Source organism: Mesorhizobium sp. B2-8-1, from assembly GCF_006440955.1.
Classification (GTDB): domain Bacteria; phylum Pseudomonadota; class Alphaproteobacteria; order Rhizobiales; family Rhizobiaceae; genus Mesorhizobium.
Window position 1 is genome coordinate 1 of the sequence record NZ_VFTX01000015.1, and the last position, 16,195, is coordinate 16,195.

Annotated in this window: 16 protein-coding genes and 1 pseudogene; 6 read left to right on the forward strand and 11 right to left on the reverse strand. The window is 63.3% G+C overall.

All coding sequences use genetic code 11. The features are described 5' to 3' along the window. The first annotated feature begins 212 nt into the window (after positions 1 to 212). Entirely contained in the window at positions 213 to 908 is a 696-nt protein-coding gene (locus tag FJ428_RS28505) for a DUF1013 domain-containing protein (protein ID WP_140550924.1), read from the forward strand. Between the two features lie 65 nt (positions 909 to 973). Here the strand turns inward: FJ428_RS28505 and FJ428_RS28510 are convergent, their stop codons facing one another. From FJ428_RS28510 to FJ428_RS28525, 4 genes are all read right to left on the reverse strand, one after another. Further along, complete coding sequence (locus tag FJ428_RS28510; RefSeq protein ID WP_140500532.1) at positions 974 to 1,693, reverse strand: YafY family protein; 720 nt, start codon at positions 1,691 to 1,693, stop codon at positions 974 to 976. 80 nt (positions 1,694 to 1,773) lie between these two features. Beyond that, complete coding sequence (locus tag FJ428_RS28515) at positions 1,774 to 2,217, reverse strand: hypothetical protein (RefSeq protein ID WP_224519157.1); 444 nt, start codon at positions 2,215 to 2,217, stop codon at positions 1,774 to 1,776. A gap of 55 nt (positions 2,218 to 2,272) precedes the next feature. Beyond that, positions 2,273 to 2,863: a DJ-1/PfpI family protein gene (locus FJ428_RS28520; RefSeq protein WP_140525462.1), complete on the reverse strand. Its 591-nt coding sequence runs from the start codon at positions 2,861 to 2,863 to the stop codon at positions 2,273 to 2,275. An 83-nt stretch (positions 2,864 to 2,946) separates the two neighbouring features. Beyond that, positions 2,947 to 3,114 (reverse strand): hypothetical protein, encoded by a 168-nt coding sequence (locus tag FJ428_RS28525; protein ID WP_140500534.1) that lies wholly within the window; start codon positions 3,112 to 3,114, stop codon positions 2,947 to 2,949. Between the two features lie 309 nt (positions 3,115 to 3,423). Here FJ428_RS28525 and FJ428_RS28530 point away from each other — a divergent pair, with 309 nt between their 5' ends. Continuing rightward, positions 3,424 to 4,371, forward strand: a complete 948-nt coding sequence (locus FJ428_RS28530) for a ring-cleaving dioxygenase (protein ID WP_140880637.1) — start codon at positions 3,424 to 3,426, stop codon at positions 4,369 to 4,371. Positions 4,372 to 4,468: 97 nt separating this feature from the next. Continuing rightward, positions 4,469 to 4,648: a hypothetical protein gene (locus tag FJ428_RS28535; RefSeq protein ID WP_181165425.1), complete on the forward strand. Its 180-nt coding sequence runs from the start codon at positions 4,469 to 4,471 to the stop codon at positions 4,646 to 4,648. An 81-nt stretch (positions 4,649 to 4,729) separates the two neighbouring features. On the opposite strand, the gene FJ428_RS28540 is transcribed toward FJ428_RS28535, so the two are convergent. From FJ428_RS28540 to tkt, 7 genes and pseudogenes are all read right to left on the reverse strand, one after another. After that, positions 4,730 to 5,446 carry an SGNH/GDSL hydrolase family protein gene (locus FJ428_RS28540; protein WP_140500537.1) on the reverse strand — a complete coding sequence of 239 codons (717 nt, stop codon included), beginning with the start codon at positions 5,444 to 5,446 and terminating at the stop codon, positions 4,730 to 4,732. Between the two features lie 98 nt (positions 5,447 to 5,544). Further along, a pseudogene (locus FJ428_RS28545) lies at positions 5,545 to 6,272 on the reverse strand (thioredoxin family protein). A 167-nt stretch (positions 6,273 to 6,439) separates the two neighbouring features. Beyond that, positions 6,440 to 7,465, reverse strand: a complete 1,026-nt coding sequence (locus FJ428_RS28550; protein WP_140558417.1) for a class I fructose-bisphosphate aldolase — start codon at positions 7,463 to 7,465, stop codon at positions 6,440 to 6,442. 125 nt (positions 7,466 to 7,590) lie between these two features. Beyond that, complete coding sequence (locus FJ428_RS28555) at positions 7,591 to 8,787, reverse strand: phosphoglycerate kinase (protein ID WP_140880638.1); 1,197 nt, start codon at positions 8,785 to 8,787, stop codon at positions 7,591 to 7,593. A 167-nt stretch (positions 8,788 to 8,954) separates the two neighbouring features. Then, positions 8,955 to 10,838, reverse strand: coding sequence for a potassium/proton antiporter (locus FJ428_RS28560; RefSeq protein ID WP_140880639.1), 1,884 nt, complete (start codon positions 10,836 to 10,838; stop codon positions 8,955 to 8,957). A gap of 213 nt (positions 10,839 to 11,051) precedes the next feature. Next, a complete protein-coding gene (gene gap, locus FJ428_RS28565; protein WP_140500546.1) occupies positions 11,052 to 12,062 on the reverse strand; it encodes a type I glyceraldehyde-3-phosphate dehydrogenase in 1,011 nt (336 codons plus the stop codon). A gap of 211 nt (positions 12,063 to 12,273) precedes the next feature. Continuing rightward, positions 12,274 to 14,265: a transketolase gene (gene tkt, locus FJ428_RS28570; protein WP_140880640.1), complete on the reverse strand. Its 1,992-nt coding sequence runs from the start codon at positions 14,263 to 14,265 to the stop codon at positions 12,274 to 12,276. Between the two features lie 259 nt (positions 14,266 to 14,524). Between tkt and FJ428_RS28575 the strand changes: the two genes are divergently transcribed. The 3 genes from FJ428_RS28575 to FJ428_RS28585 all read left to right on the forward strand — a co-directional run bounded on the left by FJ428_RS28575 (position 14,525) and on the right by FJ428_RS28585 (position 15,996). Beyond that, positions 14,525 to 14,797, forward strand: coding sequence for a DUF4164 domain-containing protein (locus FJ428_RS28575; protein WP_140880641.1), 273 nt, complete (start codon positions 14,525 to 14,527; stop codon positions 14,795 to 14,797). 4 nt (positions 14,798 to 14,801) lie between these two features. Then, positions 14,802 to 15,167 (forward strand): cell division protein ZapA, encoded by a 366-nt coding sequence (locus tag FJ428_RS28580; protein WP_140500552.1) that lies wholly within the window; start codon positions 14,802 to 14,804, stop codon positions 15,165 to 15,167. 169 nt (positions 15,168 to 15,336) lie between these two features. Then, positions 15,337 to 15,996 (forward strand): peroxiredoxin, encoded by a 660-nt coding sequence (locus FJ428_RS28585; RefSeq protein WP_140500553.1) that lies wholly within the window; start codon positions 15,337 to 15,339, stop codon positions 15,994 to 15,996. The last annotated feature ends 199 nt before the right edge of the window (positions 15,997 to 16,195 follow it).

Consider the following 16,195-nt stretch of genomic DNA (forward strand, 5'->3'; position numbering starts at 1 on the left):
GTCCGCTTCATCCCCAGCCTCCATCCGCTGGCGATAAAACCGGACAACTCACGTGCTACCTAATCCGGACAACTCATGTGCTTACGACACGCCTTCCCAAAAACATTGCGGAACCGCCGGAGAGCGGTTATATAACCTGCGAATTTCCCATTTTGGTGGCTCTAAACCACCGCCCGCGCGGGAACGCGGGCGAACGAGAAGGATTTTTTAAAATGGCCAATACGCTGCTGATGCCAAAGGCGACCGCTGTCTGGCTGGTCGACAACACCGCGCTTTCCTTCGAGCAGATAGCACAGTTCTGCGGGCTGCATCCGCTCGAGGTCAAGGCGATCGCCGACGGCGAATCGGCGCAAGGCATCAAGGGCATGGATCCGATCATGACCGGCCAGTTGACCCGCGACGAGATCGCGCGTGCCGAGAAGGACCCGAACCAGCGGCTGAAGCTCTCGGACCCCAAGGTGCGGGTGCCGGAATCCAAGCGCAAGGGTCCGCGCTATACCCCGCTGTCGAAGCGTCAGGACCGACCGAACGCCATTCTCTGGTTGGTGCGCAACCATCCCGAATTGAAGGACGCGCAGATCTCGCGCCTCGTCGGCACCACCAAGTCCACGATCGAGCAGATCCGCGAGCGCAAGCACTGGAACTCTGCCAACCTGCAGCCGATGGACCCGGTGACGCTCGGTCTCGCCTCGCAGATCGATCTTGACATGGAAGTCAACCGCGCATCGCGCGGCCGCGAGCAGGCACAGCCGGTCGGCGACACACTGCTGCCGGCGGCGCTGACCGAGCGCCTGGTTCCGGCTCCCGAAAAGCCGAAGGACGAGGATGCCGAACTCGACGCCAACGCCGTGTTCGCCAAGCTCTCGGCTCTGAAGTCGAAGGACAAGGATAACGACGACGAGGAGTAGAATTCTCGCGAACTCCACCGAAAAGCCCGCTTCGAGCGGGCTTTTTTACTTACGGGTTGGAGATCTCAGCTTCGCGCCGCACGGTCCGGCGCCATGCCGTAATCCTCGCTGCGTTCCACCGCCCGGTAAAAATCGGCGAGCTGCTTGCCGCGCTCCGGCTTGAAGACGCGGCCTGCGATGACCACCGAGGCGATGCGATCGATGCGGAAGGCGCGGAAATCGTCGCGCATCTCGCACCAGGCGACCAGTGTCCACACCTTGCCCCAGAACCAAAGGCCCAAGGGCCTGATGTCGCGGGCGGTGCCGCGGCCAGCTTCGTCCGAATAGTCGATGGTCAGCACCTGGCGCTTCTCTATGGCGCGCTCGATCAGGTCGATCGCTTCGCGCGCGGCGTCGCTCACCACCCACATCGGCGTGTGGATCTCAGTGCGGGCGATACGGTCCTTTTCGGCATCGGGCAGCACCGCGCCGATCTTGACCAAAGCCTCATCAGCGGCCCGGGCCATGGCCGCACCGCCAAAGGCACGCACCATGCGGGCGCCGGCGACCAGCGCCACGATCTCGTCACGCGTGAACATCAGCGGTGGAAGGTCGAAACCCTCCCTCATCATGTAGCCGACGCCCGCTTCCCCATCGATCGGCACTCCGGTCGACTGAAGGTCGGCTATGTCGCGATAGATGGTTCGCTCGGAAACCTCGAGCCATGTGCCAAGCTTCTGCGCGGTGACCAGACGGCCACCGCGCAAATGCTGCACGATCTGGAAGAGCCTGTCGGCGCGTCGCATCGTATGGTCCCTCGATGTTGTTCCTATGCATGTCGCCCAAAACCGGTTGGGCTGCATGCATCGTGTTCTTGCGCATGCCTTTATTCCGAAACCGCAGAACACTCGGCGGCATGCATCATGGTTTCAAGCCTTCGCACTTGCGCTGCGCGGCCACAAATTCCGCGCCGAAGGACAATTTCCTCCTTGTCGGCGTCATTGGCATCGAGCTCGCGCCAGAAAGGCGCGACATCGCTCAGCGTCATGCCGCGCCCGAGATACTCAATGGCTGCTTCGGCAACGGTACGCCGATGATAGCCGATCGCGACCGGGCATGTCACTTCGGCGCCACGTTCAAAGGGAAGCGCCGTGCGCAGCACGCGAACGTCCATCTCGACGCCTTCGGGAATCGAGCGGATGAATTCGTCGACCTGTTGCGCCGTCGGCACCAGCGTCGTCTGGTCTTCGACTCCATCTGCCACCGTGCGCGGGGCCGGTCTGATGCCGTTGACCCCCGGCGTGTTCAATCTGTCGGTCCAGCTCTTCATCGCTCGTCCTGTTCACCGCTCGCATCTATGGCATGGCGCTCCTGACACCATTCTGTCAGGAGGGTTCAGCATACTCCCTGGCGAACAGCGTCCGCATCTCGGCAAGTTCGCCGTTTCGTTCAGGATAGAGCGTCTTCAGGAAAGCCAGCGCGAAGGTGCCGGGCGCCGAACCTGGCGCGGAAACGATCTTGCCATCGGACACGGCATGCGGCACGTCCTGATAATTGTGATCGCCGGCATAGCCAGCAATGTGGCGGTTGATCCAGTCACGGCCATTGCTGGTGTGCCTCGCCTTCTCGAACATGCCGGCCCGGGCCAGCGCCAGCGTTCCAGCGCAGATACCGCCGACGACACCATCCCGCATCGCAACATCCCTGAGCAATTCCGCCACCTCGGGCGGCGCCTCGCCCGCCCATCGGTCGGAGCCAATGACGGCGATTGCATCGAGATCGGCATTTTCATCGGCGCCGGCCGAGCGGTCGGGCGTCAGCCGGAAACCGCTGATCCCGCTCACCGGCGTGCCATCGGGTGTCAGCGAAACCGCGCGGGCGCCGAACCATTCGACCGCCGAGGCCGCCAGCAGGCCATATTCCCAGTCGGCGAAGCCGTCTATGAAAAGAAGGCCGATTGTCTTCTGCTTGGGCATACGCTCGCTCCGCCCCTCGCGTGCCGGACTTATCATCTGGGCGTTGGGCGCCTACATCCAACCGCTTTGCCGAAAAATTCGTCTCAATTGTCGCGAAGGCGACGTTCGGCATACATGTCCGGCCAGCCGATATCCTTGCGAATGTCCGCCGGCAGCGAGTTGATGAACCGCTGGGTGCGGATCTCGTTGCGCATCGTACGAATCTTGCCGACATAGTGCTGCATGCCGCGCAGAATGGTGGAACCGGTCATGGCTAGTCTCCTCTCTGTGAATGAAGACAGTATCGCACACCCCTCCTGACAGCAGTCTGTCAGGAGGATGGCAGGGCCTGGATAATAGTTGCGATCGGTGCGTTATCCCTGTGAAGGTACCGTTTTCACTGCATCAGACCGCGGCCCGAAGCAGGTTTAGAAGGCCGAGATTGTTCACTAATGCAATGCTTGGTCATGATCCATTGTTCAGCGTTTGGCGACGGACTGTCAGGATACGTGGTCTCCAGCCAGGGATCCGAAGTTCTGATATGGAAGGAGAAAATTCTTCCCCAAAACAGGGAGACGACCATGAGCCTTCAACTGACAGGAATTCACCATCTGACCGCCATCACCGCCAATGCGCGTGGAAATCTTCATTTCTATACAAGGGTGCTGGGTTTGCGGCTGGTCAAGAAGACGGTGAACCAGGACGATACCTCAGCCTACCACCTCTTCTATGCCGATGGCGAAGCGACGCCGGGCACCGACCTTACTTTCTTCGACTGGCCGGTCGGCCGCGAGCGACGCGGCACCCACAGCATTGTCCGGACCAGCCTCAGGGTTGGTGGCCAGGACAGCCTTGCCTGGTGGAAGCAACACTTGACTGACGAAAATATCGTCACGAGTGAGATTGCAGACACCGGTGGCTACGCCAGCCTGGATTTCGAGGACCCCGAGGGCCAGCGTCTTCGCCTCGTCAGCGATGACGGCAAGGGCGACAGCCGCCCCTGGGCGCAAAGCCGCGTGCCGGTCGAACACCAGATCCGCGGGCTCGGGCCGATCGTCATCAGCGTTCCCGACCTCACCAATACCGAAGCAGTGGTGACGCAAGTGATGAACATGCGCAAGGTCCGAGACTATGCCTCGCCGGAGGGCCAGGTTCAGGTCTTTGAAATGGGCGAGGGTGGGCCGGCGGCGGAATTGCACGTCCTGGTGCAGCCGGGACTGGCGCCGGCAAGGCAAGGTGCCGGTGCGGTTCATCACGTCGCCTTCAGGGCGCCGGACCAGGAGACGCTGCATCAATGGACGGCGCGGCTGGCCGAATTCCGTCTGCCGTCGAGCGGCGAGGTCGAGCGCTATTATTTCCGCTCGCTCTATTTCCGCGAGCCGAATGGCATCCTGTTCGAGATCGCCACTGACGGGCCGGGGTTCACCGCCGACGAACCTCTGGAGACGTTGGGCGAAAAGTTGGCCCTGCCGCCATTCCTGGAATCGAAGCGCGCTTCGATCGAGGCCGGCCTCAAGCCGCTGAAGTAGATCGTTCCCCGATCAAAGGCTGGCGCCGCGTTCCAGTCCGGATCGCGGCGCCTATTTTATTCGAGCGACGAACGACGCGCTTTGACAGCCGACCGCGATGCTGGTCAAAGGCGGCATGTCGAAACTCCTCGCCCTCGTCATCCTTGGCATCATGGTCATCCAGTTGATCAAGCCGCTCGGCTGGCCGGGGCTGAAACGGCGCAGCGACTTCTGGAAGCTGGCGCTCCTGGCCATGGCGGCCATTTCGATAACGGCCGTGCTTGGACATTGGACGTAGCGCAGTTCCAGGAAGGTGTCTGGCGGTTTCCCGCCCGGAATGCGCAGGATGGAATATCGGGCCGGCACGAGCCGGCGGCAATCACTCTTCGATCACGCAGCCGACGAGGTGCTCGGCCCAGGCCCGGTAACCGGCTTCCGATGCATGAAATCCGTCCGAGGCGAAGCCGGCTTCTGGATTGGTGATCGGCAAGCGCGGCGCCGGCACCGCACCGCGTTCGAGGCAAAGACGTTTGCCCATCCGGTTCATCTCACCGGCGCGAATTTCCAGGATCTTGCCGAGCAGCGGCGGCATGGCTGGCGCTTGCGTGAACTCCAGCACAGGAGACCACACCACGCGGGCCTCAGGCCATTTGGCGCGCAGGGCGTAGAGCAGACCGCCGAACGCCCTCTTGAAGCGGGGCACGGAGTGGAAATTCTTGGTGTCGTTGGTGCCAATGGCGAGCACGATATGCGTCCACGGATCGGCCGAGAGATTGGGCAGGACGTGGTCGCGGATCTGCCCCGACGTCGCCGAATTGAACCCGGCGGCGCGCCAGCGCACGGCGCGGCCGGTTCGCTGCGAGATCAGGACGGCCAGCTGCGCGGCCAGGCCATTCTCGGATTTTTCGATGCCGACCGAGGCGGCGGAGGAATCGCCCAGCACCAGCAGCCAGACCGCCGGCTGGCCGCCGGCGATCTCATGCATGACCGGGCCTTGCGCGGGCAGCATGCGCGAGGTGCGTCGGCGCACGCCAAGCCCCTGCCAGACATAGACAGGGAAGGCGAGCCAAGTGAGGAGAGCCGGAAAGCGTCGCATCGAGCAGCATTTAACGCATGTTGCGCCGGAGGTGAACGATCCTTGCACCGGTGGCGGACGCCTTCAAGCGTCCAATGTTCGATGGGATCGCTGAATGCCTAAGCCCTGTCCGCTTGCGACCTGTTTCCATACTGGTCATGCAGCCGCACCCAGTCCATCAAGGTTCTATAAGGCCCGGTCTCGTCGCGGCCTTTCGGCGCAAGGTCGAGATATTGATAGGCGCCGATCAGCTGTTCGCTGCCGCGGGCGCGCGACATGAAGGTCAGGAAGATGTCGCCGGTCTCGTCCCGGTAGAACACGGTGGTGCCCGGCAGGTCTTTCGATTTCAGAACGGGCGTCTCGAAGTTGTAGATCGCTTCACCGGATGCGATCTGCTTGTCGGTGAACGACACCTGCATGTCGAAGTTGAAGTCCGAGGCATAGGATGAGACCCAGTCGAATTTCCAACCCATGCGCTCTCGGTAGGGCAGCAGCTCGGCGAGCGGCGCGCGTGACACCGCGACAAGTGACACGTCATGGTGTCTCAGATGCTGATTGGCACCGTCCATGTGGTCGGCGACGAACGCACAGCCTTCGCAATGATGGGTCGAGCCGGGCCCGAACACGAAATGATAGACGATCAGCTGGCTGCGGCCGGCGAACAGTTCGGCCAGGCATCTTGGACCCTGCTCGGTTTCGAAGACGTAGTCCTTTCTCACCTTCAGCCAAGGCAATTCGCGCCGTTCCGCCGCGATGCGCTCGCGAAATCGCGTCAATTCCTTCGCGCCAGATGCGCTTTGTGTGCCCGGAACCAATCCTCGCGTGAAACGACCTTGTTGCGATGCATGAACCTCTCCCTGGCTTCATCCCAAGGACGTTCGGGACGGGCATGAGCCGACATCGCGCCGGCTGCGCTGGAGAGAAATAGGGATGGAGGCGCTTCATCCCAAGTCCGGCGAAGCGCAGCAAAACCCGGGCGCATGGCCCGGGTCCGATAGAGACGGAAAACCGTGGTCAGGCAGCCTGCTCCAGGCTCGGCTTCCATTGTCCAAGCGCCGCCAGATGGTTCATGTGGGCACGGTGGGTGAAGGCGGCCTGACCCGCGGCAACATTGGATGCCTTGCCGCTCCAGGCCTTCTGCGGGGCAGCCTGCAGGGCGCGGCCATAGGAGAAGGTCAGCTTCCACGGATGCGGGCCGATGGCGTTGATGGCGTTGAGGTTGGCGGTCGCTTCCTCGTCCTCCTGGCCGCCGGAGAGGAAGGCGATGCCCGGCACCGCCGCCGGCACGGCCTCACGGAACAGTTTTATGGTCTTTTCCGCGACCTCTTCAGGGCTGCTCACCGCGCCCGACTTCCTGCCCGCCAGCACCATGTTGGGCTTCAGGATCGTGCCCTCGAGCACCACCCGGGCCGCGTAGAGCTCGTCGTAGAGCTTCGTCAGCGTCGCCCTCGAGATTTCATAGCACGTGTCGATGTCGTGGGCGCCGTCCATCAGCACTTCCGGCTCCACGATCGGCACGATGCCGGCTTCCTGGCAAAGGGCCGCATAGCGGGCGAGCGCATGGGTGTTCGCGCTGATCGAGGTGACCGACGGCACGCCCTTGGCCTTGTCGATGTCGATCACGGCACGCCATTTGGCGAAGCGGGCGCCGAGCTTATAATAGTCGGCGAGCCGCTCGCGCAGGCCGTCGAGGCCCTCGGTGACCGTGTCGCCGGGAAAGCCGGCCAGGGGCTTGGCGCCGGCATCGACCTTGATTCCGGGGATGGCGCCTGAAGCCTTGATGATATCGACCAGCGGCGTGCCATCGGCCGCTTTCTGCCGAATGGTCTCGTCGTAAAGGATGACGCCGGAAATATACCTGGTCATGGCATCGCTAGTGCGGAACATCATCTCGCGGTAGTCGCGCCGGCTGTCCGCGGTCGATTCGACGCCGATGACGTCGAAGCGCTTCTTGATCGTGCCCGAGCTTTCGTCGGCGGCCAGCAGGCCCTTGCCGTTGGCCACCATCGCGGCGGCAATGTCTTCGAGACGTTCGCTCATCGTGCTTCTCCTTGACGGTGTTGTTCTGCGCCTGACAGAACACTACCGCCAAAGGAATGACGCCGGAAAGCTCGAATCGATCGAAACTCCCGGCAACGCCGCGCGCTCGCCTCGAGTTGATCGTCTCAACGCTTGAGCACGTCGACGCCCGGCAGCGGCTTGCCTTCCATCCATTCGAGGAAGGCGCCGCCGGCAGTCGAGACATAGGTGAAATCGTCGGCAACCCCGGCCTGGTTGAGCGCCGCCACGGTATCGCCGCCACCGGCCACCGAAACCAGCTTGCCGGCCTTGGTGCGCGCCGCCGCATGCCTGGCTGCCGCCATCGTCGCGCGATCGAAGGGTTCGATCTCGAACGCGCCGAGCGGCCCGTTCCAGACCAAGGTCGCGGCGCGATCGATCCAGTCGGCAACGGCCCTCACGGTCTTTTCGCCGACATCGAGGATCATGCCATCCGCAGGCACGTCGGCGATGGCCACGGTTTCGCTGGCCGCGCCCCCCTTGAATTCCTTCGCCACGACGCCGTCGACGGGCAGGATGATGGCGCAGCCGGCCTCGGCCGCCTCGATCATGATCTGCTTGGCGGTAGCGGCGAGGTCGTGCTCGCACAGCGACTTGCCGACATCGGTGCCGCGTGCGGCGAGAAAGGTGTTGGCCATGCCGCCGCCGATGACCAGCGCGTCGACTTTCTTGACCAGGTTCATCAGCAGGTCGATCTTGGTCGAGACCTTGGCGCCGCCGACGATGGCGACCACCGGGCGAACAGGATTTCCAAGGCCCTTCTCCAGCGCTTCCAGTTCGGCTTGCATGGTGCGGCCGGCAAAGGCTGGCAACAGATGCGCCAGTCCCTCGGTCGAGGAATGCGCCCGGTGGGCAGCGGAGAAGGCGTCGTTGACGAAGATATCGCCATTGGCGGCGAGCCGTTCGGTGAAGGCCGGGTCGTTCTTCTCCTCGGCCTTGTAGAAGCGGGTGTTCTCGAGCAGCAGCACGTCGCCCTTGTTCATGGCGGCGACCGCGCTTCCCGCCGTGTCGCCGACGCAGTCGCCGGCAAAGCCCACGGGACGGCCAAGCACCTCGGCCGTCGCCCTGGCGATCGGCTCCAGCGAGAATTCCGGCGAGGGACCGTCCTTGGGCCGGCCGAAATGGGCGAGCAGGATGACCTTGGCGCCCTTGCCTGACAATTCAGCGATGGTCGGCGCTATGCGTTCGATGCGGGTCGTGTCGGTGACCTTGCCGTCAGCGACGGGAACGTTGAGGTCGACGCGCACCAGCACGCGCTTGCCATTGATGTTGCCGATATCGTCCAGTGTCTTGAAGCTGGCCATGCTGGTTCCTTTCGCTGAGAAATCGCCGGGACCATACCCCGCACCGACGACGATGCAAGACTTGGCTGGGGAGGGCGCGAAATTTTCAAGGCGAAGGCGAAGCCGAAGGCGTCGACGTCGCGAAGCGTCACGGCAGGCGGATGGGTGCGGCGCAAAGGATCGCCGTGTCAGCTTTCGGTCGTTGCCTTTTCCACCGCCGGCTCGGTTTTCTCGTCTGCGCGTGCGGCGGTGATCGGTGTTTCCACCGGCTTGCGCCAGGTCTGGACGAAGGCTTTGATCCGGTCGGCGATCTCGCCGGCGCTGAGGAAGACCGGTACCCGCGCCACGGGCGCGGTCGGTTCGAAGGAGAGGCCCAGGCCTGTGATCCTGCCCTTGTCGTCGACGTCGCGCACGATCAGCTCGATCGGGCCGATCAGCACGCGGTCGGCATATTCGGCATGGCCGCCGAGCCGCGCCGTGACCAAGGCGCCGACGGTGAGCTTCTGTTCCGCCTCGCTCAGGCCCGGCGCGTATGCGGCTTCCAGTTCGGCAGCGGAACGCGCCGGATCGACGGCGAAGGCGCCGAAGAAATCGGCGTCCTCGGGGTCGACGACGGCGCGGCTGGCGAACAGCTTGTCGAGCAGGCGTGGATAGCGGTCCGGCACGAAGATGTAGACCTGGTCGCCGGCGGCAAGCCTGCCCATGTCCTGGAAACGCATCGAGCGTCCATCGCGCAACACCAGCGAGGGCCGCGCCCAGCGCGGGATGCGCTCGCCGCGCGCCACCGGGCTGCCCGGCGCGACGCGGTAGGCGAGGAGCTCGTGATGGGCCGAGCCCGGCAGTTCGAGCTCGACCTTGTCCAGAGGTCCGAGCCGCGCCGGCACGATCAGGCCGAGACGGCGCGCCAGCGGACCAACGGTCCAGCCCTGGATGACGAGTGACACCAGGACGATGATGAAGGCAGCATTGAAGATGGTGCGGCCATTCTCCAGCCCGCCGAGCAAGGGAGTGATGGCAAGCAGGATCGAGACGGCGCCGCGCAGGCCGACCCAAGAAACGAAGGCGACTTCGGGGCGCGGCAGACGAAACGGGATCAGGCAAAGCCAGACCGCGATCGGCCGGGCGACGAACATCAGGAACAGGCCGAGCAGCACCGCCGGCACCATGATTGCCGGAAATTGCGAGGGCGTCGCGAACAGGCCGAGGATCAGGAACATGATGATCTGCGCCAGCCAGGACATGCCGTCCTGGAAGCGCTTGAGGATAGTGACGGCGCGGATGTCGGAATTACCCGCGACGAGACCGGCAAGATAGACCGCCAGGAAACCGGAGCCGCCGATGGCGCCGGCGGCGGCGAAGACCATCAGCGATAGGGTCAGCACGAAGATCGGCAGCAGGCCATGGTCGAGATTGAGCCGGTCGACGAGGCGCACGATGGCGAGGCCCCCCAGCACGCCGACAATGGCGCCCAGGCCCATGTTGATGAGGAAGCCGAGGACGAGGTTGGTGACCAGGACATTGGCCTCGGGGTCGGCATGGGCGGCTATGATCTCGACCAGGGTGATGGTCAGGAAGATGGCGATCGGATCGTTGGTGCCGGACTCCACCTCCAGCGTGGAGCGCACGCGCTCGCGCAGATTGATCTCGCCGGCGCGCAAAAGGAAGAACACGGCGGCCGCGTCGGTGGAGGCGACGGCGGCACCGAGCAGGAAGGATTCCAGCCAGGTGAGATCGAGCATATAGTAGGCGGCGGCGCCGAACAGGCCAGTGGTGAGGATCACGCCGAATGTGGCCAGAGACAGCGCCGGCCCGGCTGCCTGCCGCAAGGCATTGAGAGGCGTGCCGAAGCCGGAATCGAACAGGATCACCGCCAGCGCCAGTGAGCCGGCAAAATAGGCGATGCGGGCATTGTCGAACTCGATGCCGAGGCCATCGGTCCCGGTGGCGAGCCCGATGCAGAGAAACAGAAGCAGCAGCGGTGCGCCGAAGCGGAAGGCGATCAGGCTCGAAAACGCGGCGACGACGACAAGCGCGGTGCCCACCAGCGTGACGAGATAGATCGCATGCTCCATCCGTGACTTGTCCCCTGCCTCTTCTCTCGATTCAAGGAAGAGTGGGGCGAAGGCATGGCCGGCGCAAGGCGGGAGAGCGGTTTTTTGGGCCGAAGCCCCACAACTTCATCGTCCTTGGGCTTAGCAGAAGCGAAGCGACGCGTTGCCGAGCACTCCGACGAAAACGCCCGGACGAAACCGGGCGTTTCAAGTCTCTGGAAGATGGGCCCGCGATCAGGCGATGGTCTTGCCGAAGGCGACCGCGGTATCGCCCATGCGATTGGAGAAGCCCCATTCATTGTCGTACCAGGACAGCACCGAAACGAAGTTGCCGTCCATCACCTTGGTCTGGTCGAGCGCCACGATCGAGGAGTGCGGGTCGTGGTTGAAGTCGATCGACACGTTCGGATGATGGGTAACCGACAGGATGCCCTTGAGCTTGCCATTGGAGGCGGCGATCACCGCCTCGTTGATCTCCTGCGCCGACGTCGAGCGCTTGGCGATGAACTTGAAGTCGACGAGCGAGACGTTCGGCGTCGGCACGCGGATCGAGATGCCGTCGAGCTTGCCCTTGAGCTCGGGCAGCACCAGGCCGATGGCCTTGGCGGCACCGGTCGAGGTCGGGATCTGCGAGAGTGCCGCGGCGCGGGCGCGGTAGAGATCCTTGTGCATGGTGTCCAGCGTCGGCTGGTCGCCGGTGTAGGAATGGATCGTCGTCATCATGCCCTTTTCGATGCCGACCGTCTCGTGCAGGACTGCGGCCAGCGGCGCCAGGCAATTGGTGGTGCAGGACGCGTTCGAGATGACGATGTGGTCCTTGTTCAGCTTGTCGTGATTGATGCCGTAGACGACGGTGAGGTCGGCGCCTTCACCGGGCGCCGAAACGAGGACGCGCTTGGCGCCGGCGGTCAGGTGTGCGGCTGCCTTGTCGCGGGCGGTGAAGATGCCGGTGCATTCGAGCGCGATGTCGACGCCGAGCTCCTTCCACGGCAGCTGGGTCGGATCCTTGATCGCGGTGACCTTGAACGTCTCCTTGCCGACGGTGATCTGGTCGCCGGAAACCGATACCTCGTGCGGGAAGCGGCCGTGTACGCTGTCGTAGCGCAGGAGGTGGGCGTTGGTTTCAACCGGGCCGAGGTCGTTGACGGCGACGACGTCGATGTCCTTGCGGCCGGATTCATGGATGGCGCGCAGGATGTTGCGGCCGATGCGGCCGAATCCGTTGATGGCAACTCTGACGGTCATTTTTCTCTCCTTGGGAGCTGGAGGGCAGACGATTGGTCCGCAGCTTCATAGCGGCGGAAGCGGAAAGAATCCAGCCGCGGCGACGTGGATTTAAATCGATTAGGTCAGGCCAGTCCGGCGGAACCGCTGTACGCGGTTTCGCCGAGCGTTCTTGTTTCATACATGTCGCTGTCCCAAAATCGAGATACACTTTTGGGCAACAAGCACGGCCTTACTTGCCATGCAGGCGGGCTTCCGCCGCCTTGGCGGCCGCCTCGGCGGTGATGCCGAAATGCGGATAGAGCTGCTCGATCGTTCCCGAGGCGCCGAAGCCGGTCATGCCGATGAAGATGCCATCGGAGCCGATGAGGTGATCCCAGCCCTGGCGGATGCCGGCTTCGATCGCCATCTTCACCTTCGCATTGCCGATCGTCTTGCGGCGGTAGTCTTCGCTCTGCTTATCGAAAAGTTCGAAGCAAGGAACCGAAACGACGCGGGTCGGATGGCCGTGCTTCTCCAGGAGGTCGCGGGCGCCGAGCGCGATCTCGACTTCCGAACCCGTGGCGAAGATCGTCACCGCGGCTTCGCCGCTGGCGGCGGCGAGCTCATAGGCGCCCTGGCTGCTCAGGTTCTTCTCTGTGAATTCGGTGCGCACGGTCGGCAGGTTCTGTCGGGTCAGCGCCAGCGTTGACGGCGTCTTTTCCGATTCAAGGGCCAACTGCCAGCATTCGGCGGTCTCGACCGCGTCCGCCGGACGGAACACGTTGTGGTTCGGGATGGCGCGCAGTGCCGCCACATGCTCGACCGGCTGATGGGTCGGGCCGTCTTCGCCGAGACCGATGGAATCATGGGTCATGACGAAGATCGAGCGGATGCCCATCAGCGAGGCCAGCCGCATCGAGGGGCGGGCGTAGTCGGAGAAGCACAGGAAAGTGCCGCCATAGGCGATCAGGCCGCCATGCAGCGTCAGCCCGTTGATGGCGGCAGCCATGCCGTGTTCGCGGATGCCGTAGTGGACATAGCGCTGGCCGTAGTCGTCCGGGGTGATGTTCTTGGTCTGGCTGGTCTTGGTGTTGTTGGAGCCGGTGAGATCGGCCGAGCCGCCGATGGTTTCGGGCACGGCGCCGTTGATGACTTCCAGCGCCATTTCGGAAGATTTGCGGGTGGCGACCTTCGGCTTGTCGGCGGAGAGCTTCTTTTTGTAGTCGGCAATGACGGCGTCGAAGTTGGACGGCAGCTTGCCGGCAACGCGGCGCTCGAACTCTGCCCTGAGCTTGGCGTCGGCCTTGGCGAGGCGACCTTCCCAGTCGGCGCGCGCCTCGGCGCCGGCCGTGCCGGCCGTGCGCCAGGCATCGAGGATGTCGGCTGGAACCTCGAAGGGGGGTGACTCCCAGTTGAAGAACTTGCGCGCGCCGGCGATCTCGTCGGCGCCGAGGGGCGAGCCGTGCGCCTTGTTGGTGCCGGCCTTGGTCGGGGCGCCGAAGCCGATGGTCGTCTTGCAGGCGATCATCGTCGGCTTGTCGGAATGGCGGGCGGCTTCGATCGCATAGGCGATGGCTTCCGGATCCGTGCCGTCGATGTGGCTGGCGTTCCAACCGGAAGCCTGGAAGCGCGCGACCTGGTCGGTATTGTCAGCCAGCGACACCGGGCCGTCGATCGAGATGTTGTTGTTGTCCCAGAACACGATCAGCTTGTTGAGCTTGAGGTGCCCGGCAAGCGCGATCGCCTCCTGGGAGACACCTTCCATCAGGCAGCCGTCGCCGGCCAGCACATAGGTGTAGTGCCTGACGAGGTCGTTGCCGAAGGCGGCGTTCATGATGCGCTCGCCGAGCGCGAACCCGACAGAATTGGCAAGGCCCTGGCCGAGCGGGCCGGTGGTCGTTTCGATGCCGGCGGCGTGGCCATATTCGGGATGGCCGGCGGTTTTCGAGCCCAACTGGCGGAAGTGCTTGATCTGGTCGATCGTCATGTCTTCGTAGCCGGTCAGGTAGAGCAGCGAGTAGAGCAGAATCGAGCCATGGCCGGCCGACAGGATGAAGCGGTCGCGGTCGGCCCAATGCGGCGCCTTGGCGTCGAATTTCAGGAAACGGGTGAACAGCACCGTGGCAATGTCGGCGCAGCCCATGGGCAGGCCGGGATGGCCGGAGTTCGCCTTCTCGACCGCGTCCATGGAGAGAAAGCGGATCGCATTGGCCATCCGGTCATGTTGTTCACGCGACGTCATGGTTCCTCCGGGGTGGGGTTTGGGGCCTTGGGAGAGCCCTTGAAAAGCGTGCGCGACACATAGCAGGCGCGCACTTTTAGTCAACAAACCGGTGCGCATTTGCCGGCCTTGTGATGCCGCGGGCAGGCCTATATTAGCGTTAGCAGGGGACAGTCGCGAGAGCTTTGTTGACGTCGCCTTCACCCGGTGCCTAATGTTTCAGAGATAACGCGTTCTGAACGCGAGCGATTCGGTGATGGGCAGGGCACAGGACGAGGCCATGACCGGGGAAACGACACTCAAGGAAGTCATCGCAAGGCTGGGCAAGGCCATGGAAGGCCTGGAAAACGCCGTCGCGGCCAAGCTCGAGCATGAGCACGATTATTCGGAAGCCGAGGCCGAGGTGCAGCGGATGAATGCCGACCGCTCGCGGCTGGCGCAGGAGCTCGACAGTTCCGAGGCGCGCGCCGAGCGGCTGGAGGATGCCAACAAGGAAGTGTCGCGACGACTGGTGACCGCCATGGAAACCATCCGCGCTGTGTTGGATAGGTAGGCTGATGGCACAGGTCACGGTTTCCATCGACGGCAAGCAGTATCGGATGGCCTGCGACGAAGGCCAGGAAGAGCATCTGATCGATCTCGCCGAGCGTTTCGACCGCTACGTCTCGCATCTGAAGGATTCATTCGGCGAGATCGGCGACCAGCGGCTGACGGTCATGGCCGGCATCATGGTCATGGATGAACTCTCGGAGCTGCAGAAGCGCGTCAAGGGCATGGAAAGCGAAGTGCTGACCTTGCGCAAGACCCGCGACGAGGCGCTGACCAAGGCCGACAAGAGCGACAGCGTGCTGACCAACGCGCTTGGCGCGCTGGCGCAGCGCATGGAAGATCTTGCGGCGACGCTGGCCGTCAACAAGGCATAAGCGGTCTCCTCGGAAATTCCTGCCGAACTTGGCGGCAAGAAGAGAAATTTTTTCGCGGGCGTGACGGGCGCCTGTGGCTTTAGGCATTTGTGGGTTGCCGCCGAGGTGTTAAAAAGATTTGAGCGCTCGCCAGCCGTTGCCGGCAACATTTCAAGGGTAGGGAAACAACATGAGCCTTCGCATCAACGATATCGCCCCGGATTTCACCGCCGAGACCACGCAAGGACCGATCAGCTTTCACCAGTGGATCGGTGACGGCTGGGCGGTGCTGTTCAGCCACCCGAAGAATTTCACTCCCGTCTGCACGACCGAGTTGGGCACGATGGCGGGGCTCGAGGGCGAGTTCAAGAAGCGCAACGTCAAGATCATCGGCATTTCGGTCGATCCGGTCGAAAGCCACGGCAAATGGCAGGACGATATCAAGACGGCGACCGGCCATTCGGTGAACTATCCGCTGATCGGCGACAAGGATCTCAAGGTCGCCAAGCTTTACGACATGCTGCCTGCCGGTGCCGGCGAGACCTCGGAAGGCCGCACGCCCGCCGACAATGCCACCGTGCGTTCGGTCTATGTCATTGGGCCCGACAAGAAGATCAAGCTGGTGCTGACCTATCCGATGACCACGGGCCGCAACTTTGACGAGATCCTGCGCGCGGTCGATTCCATGCAGTTGACCGCCAAGCACCAGGTGGCGACGCCGGCGAACTGGAAACAGGGCGAGGACGTCATCATCACCGCGGCCGTTTCCAACGAGGACGCCATCAAGCGCTTCGGCGCCTACGAGACCATCCTGCCCTATCTCAGGAAGACCAAGCAGCCTTCCGCGTAAAGCGGCTCTCCGGTTCACGGAAACGGCGAACCATCTCTTTGTTTTTGCGCAATTCCTTGGGCAAAGCGCCACGCGCCTTTCCCGGGAAACCGCTTGGAATTGCTCCAGTTGCCTGGCCGGCATTTTTCGACTTCCGTCGCTTTTCTGGCAAGGCGTGCTTGACGGCAGGGCCCCGCTAGACAAGCATGCTCTTATGTTG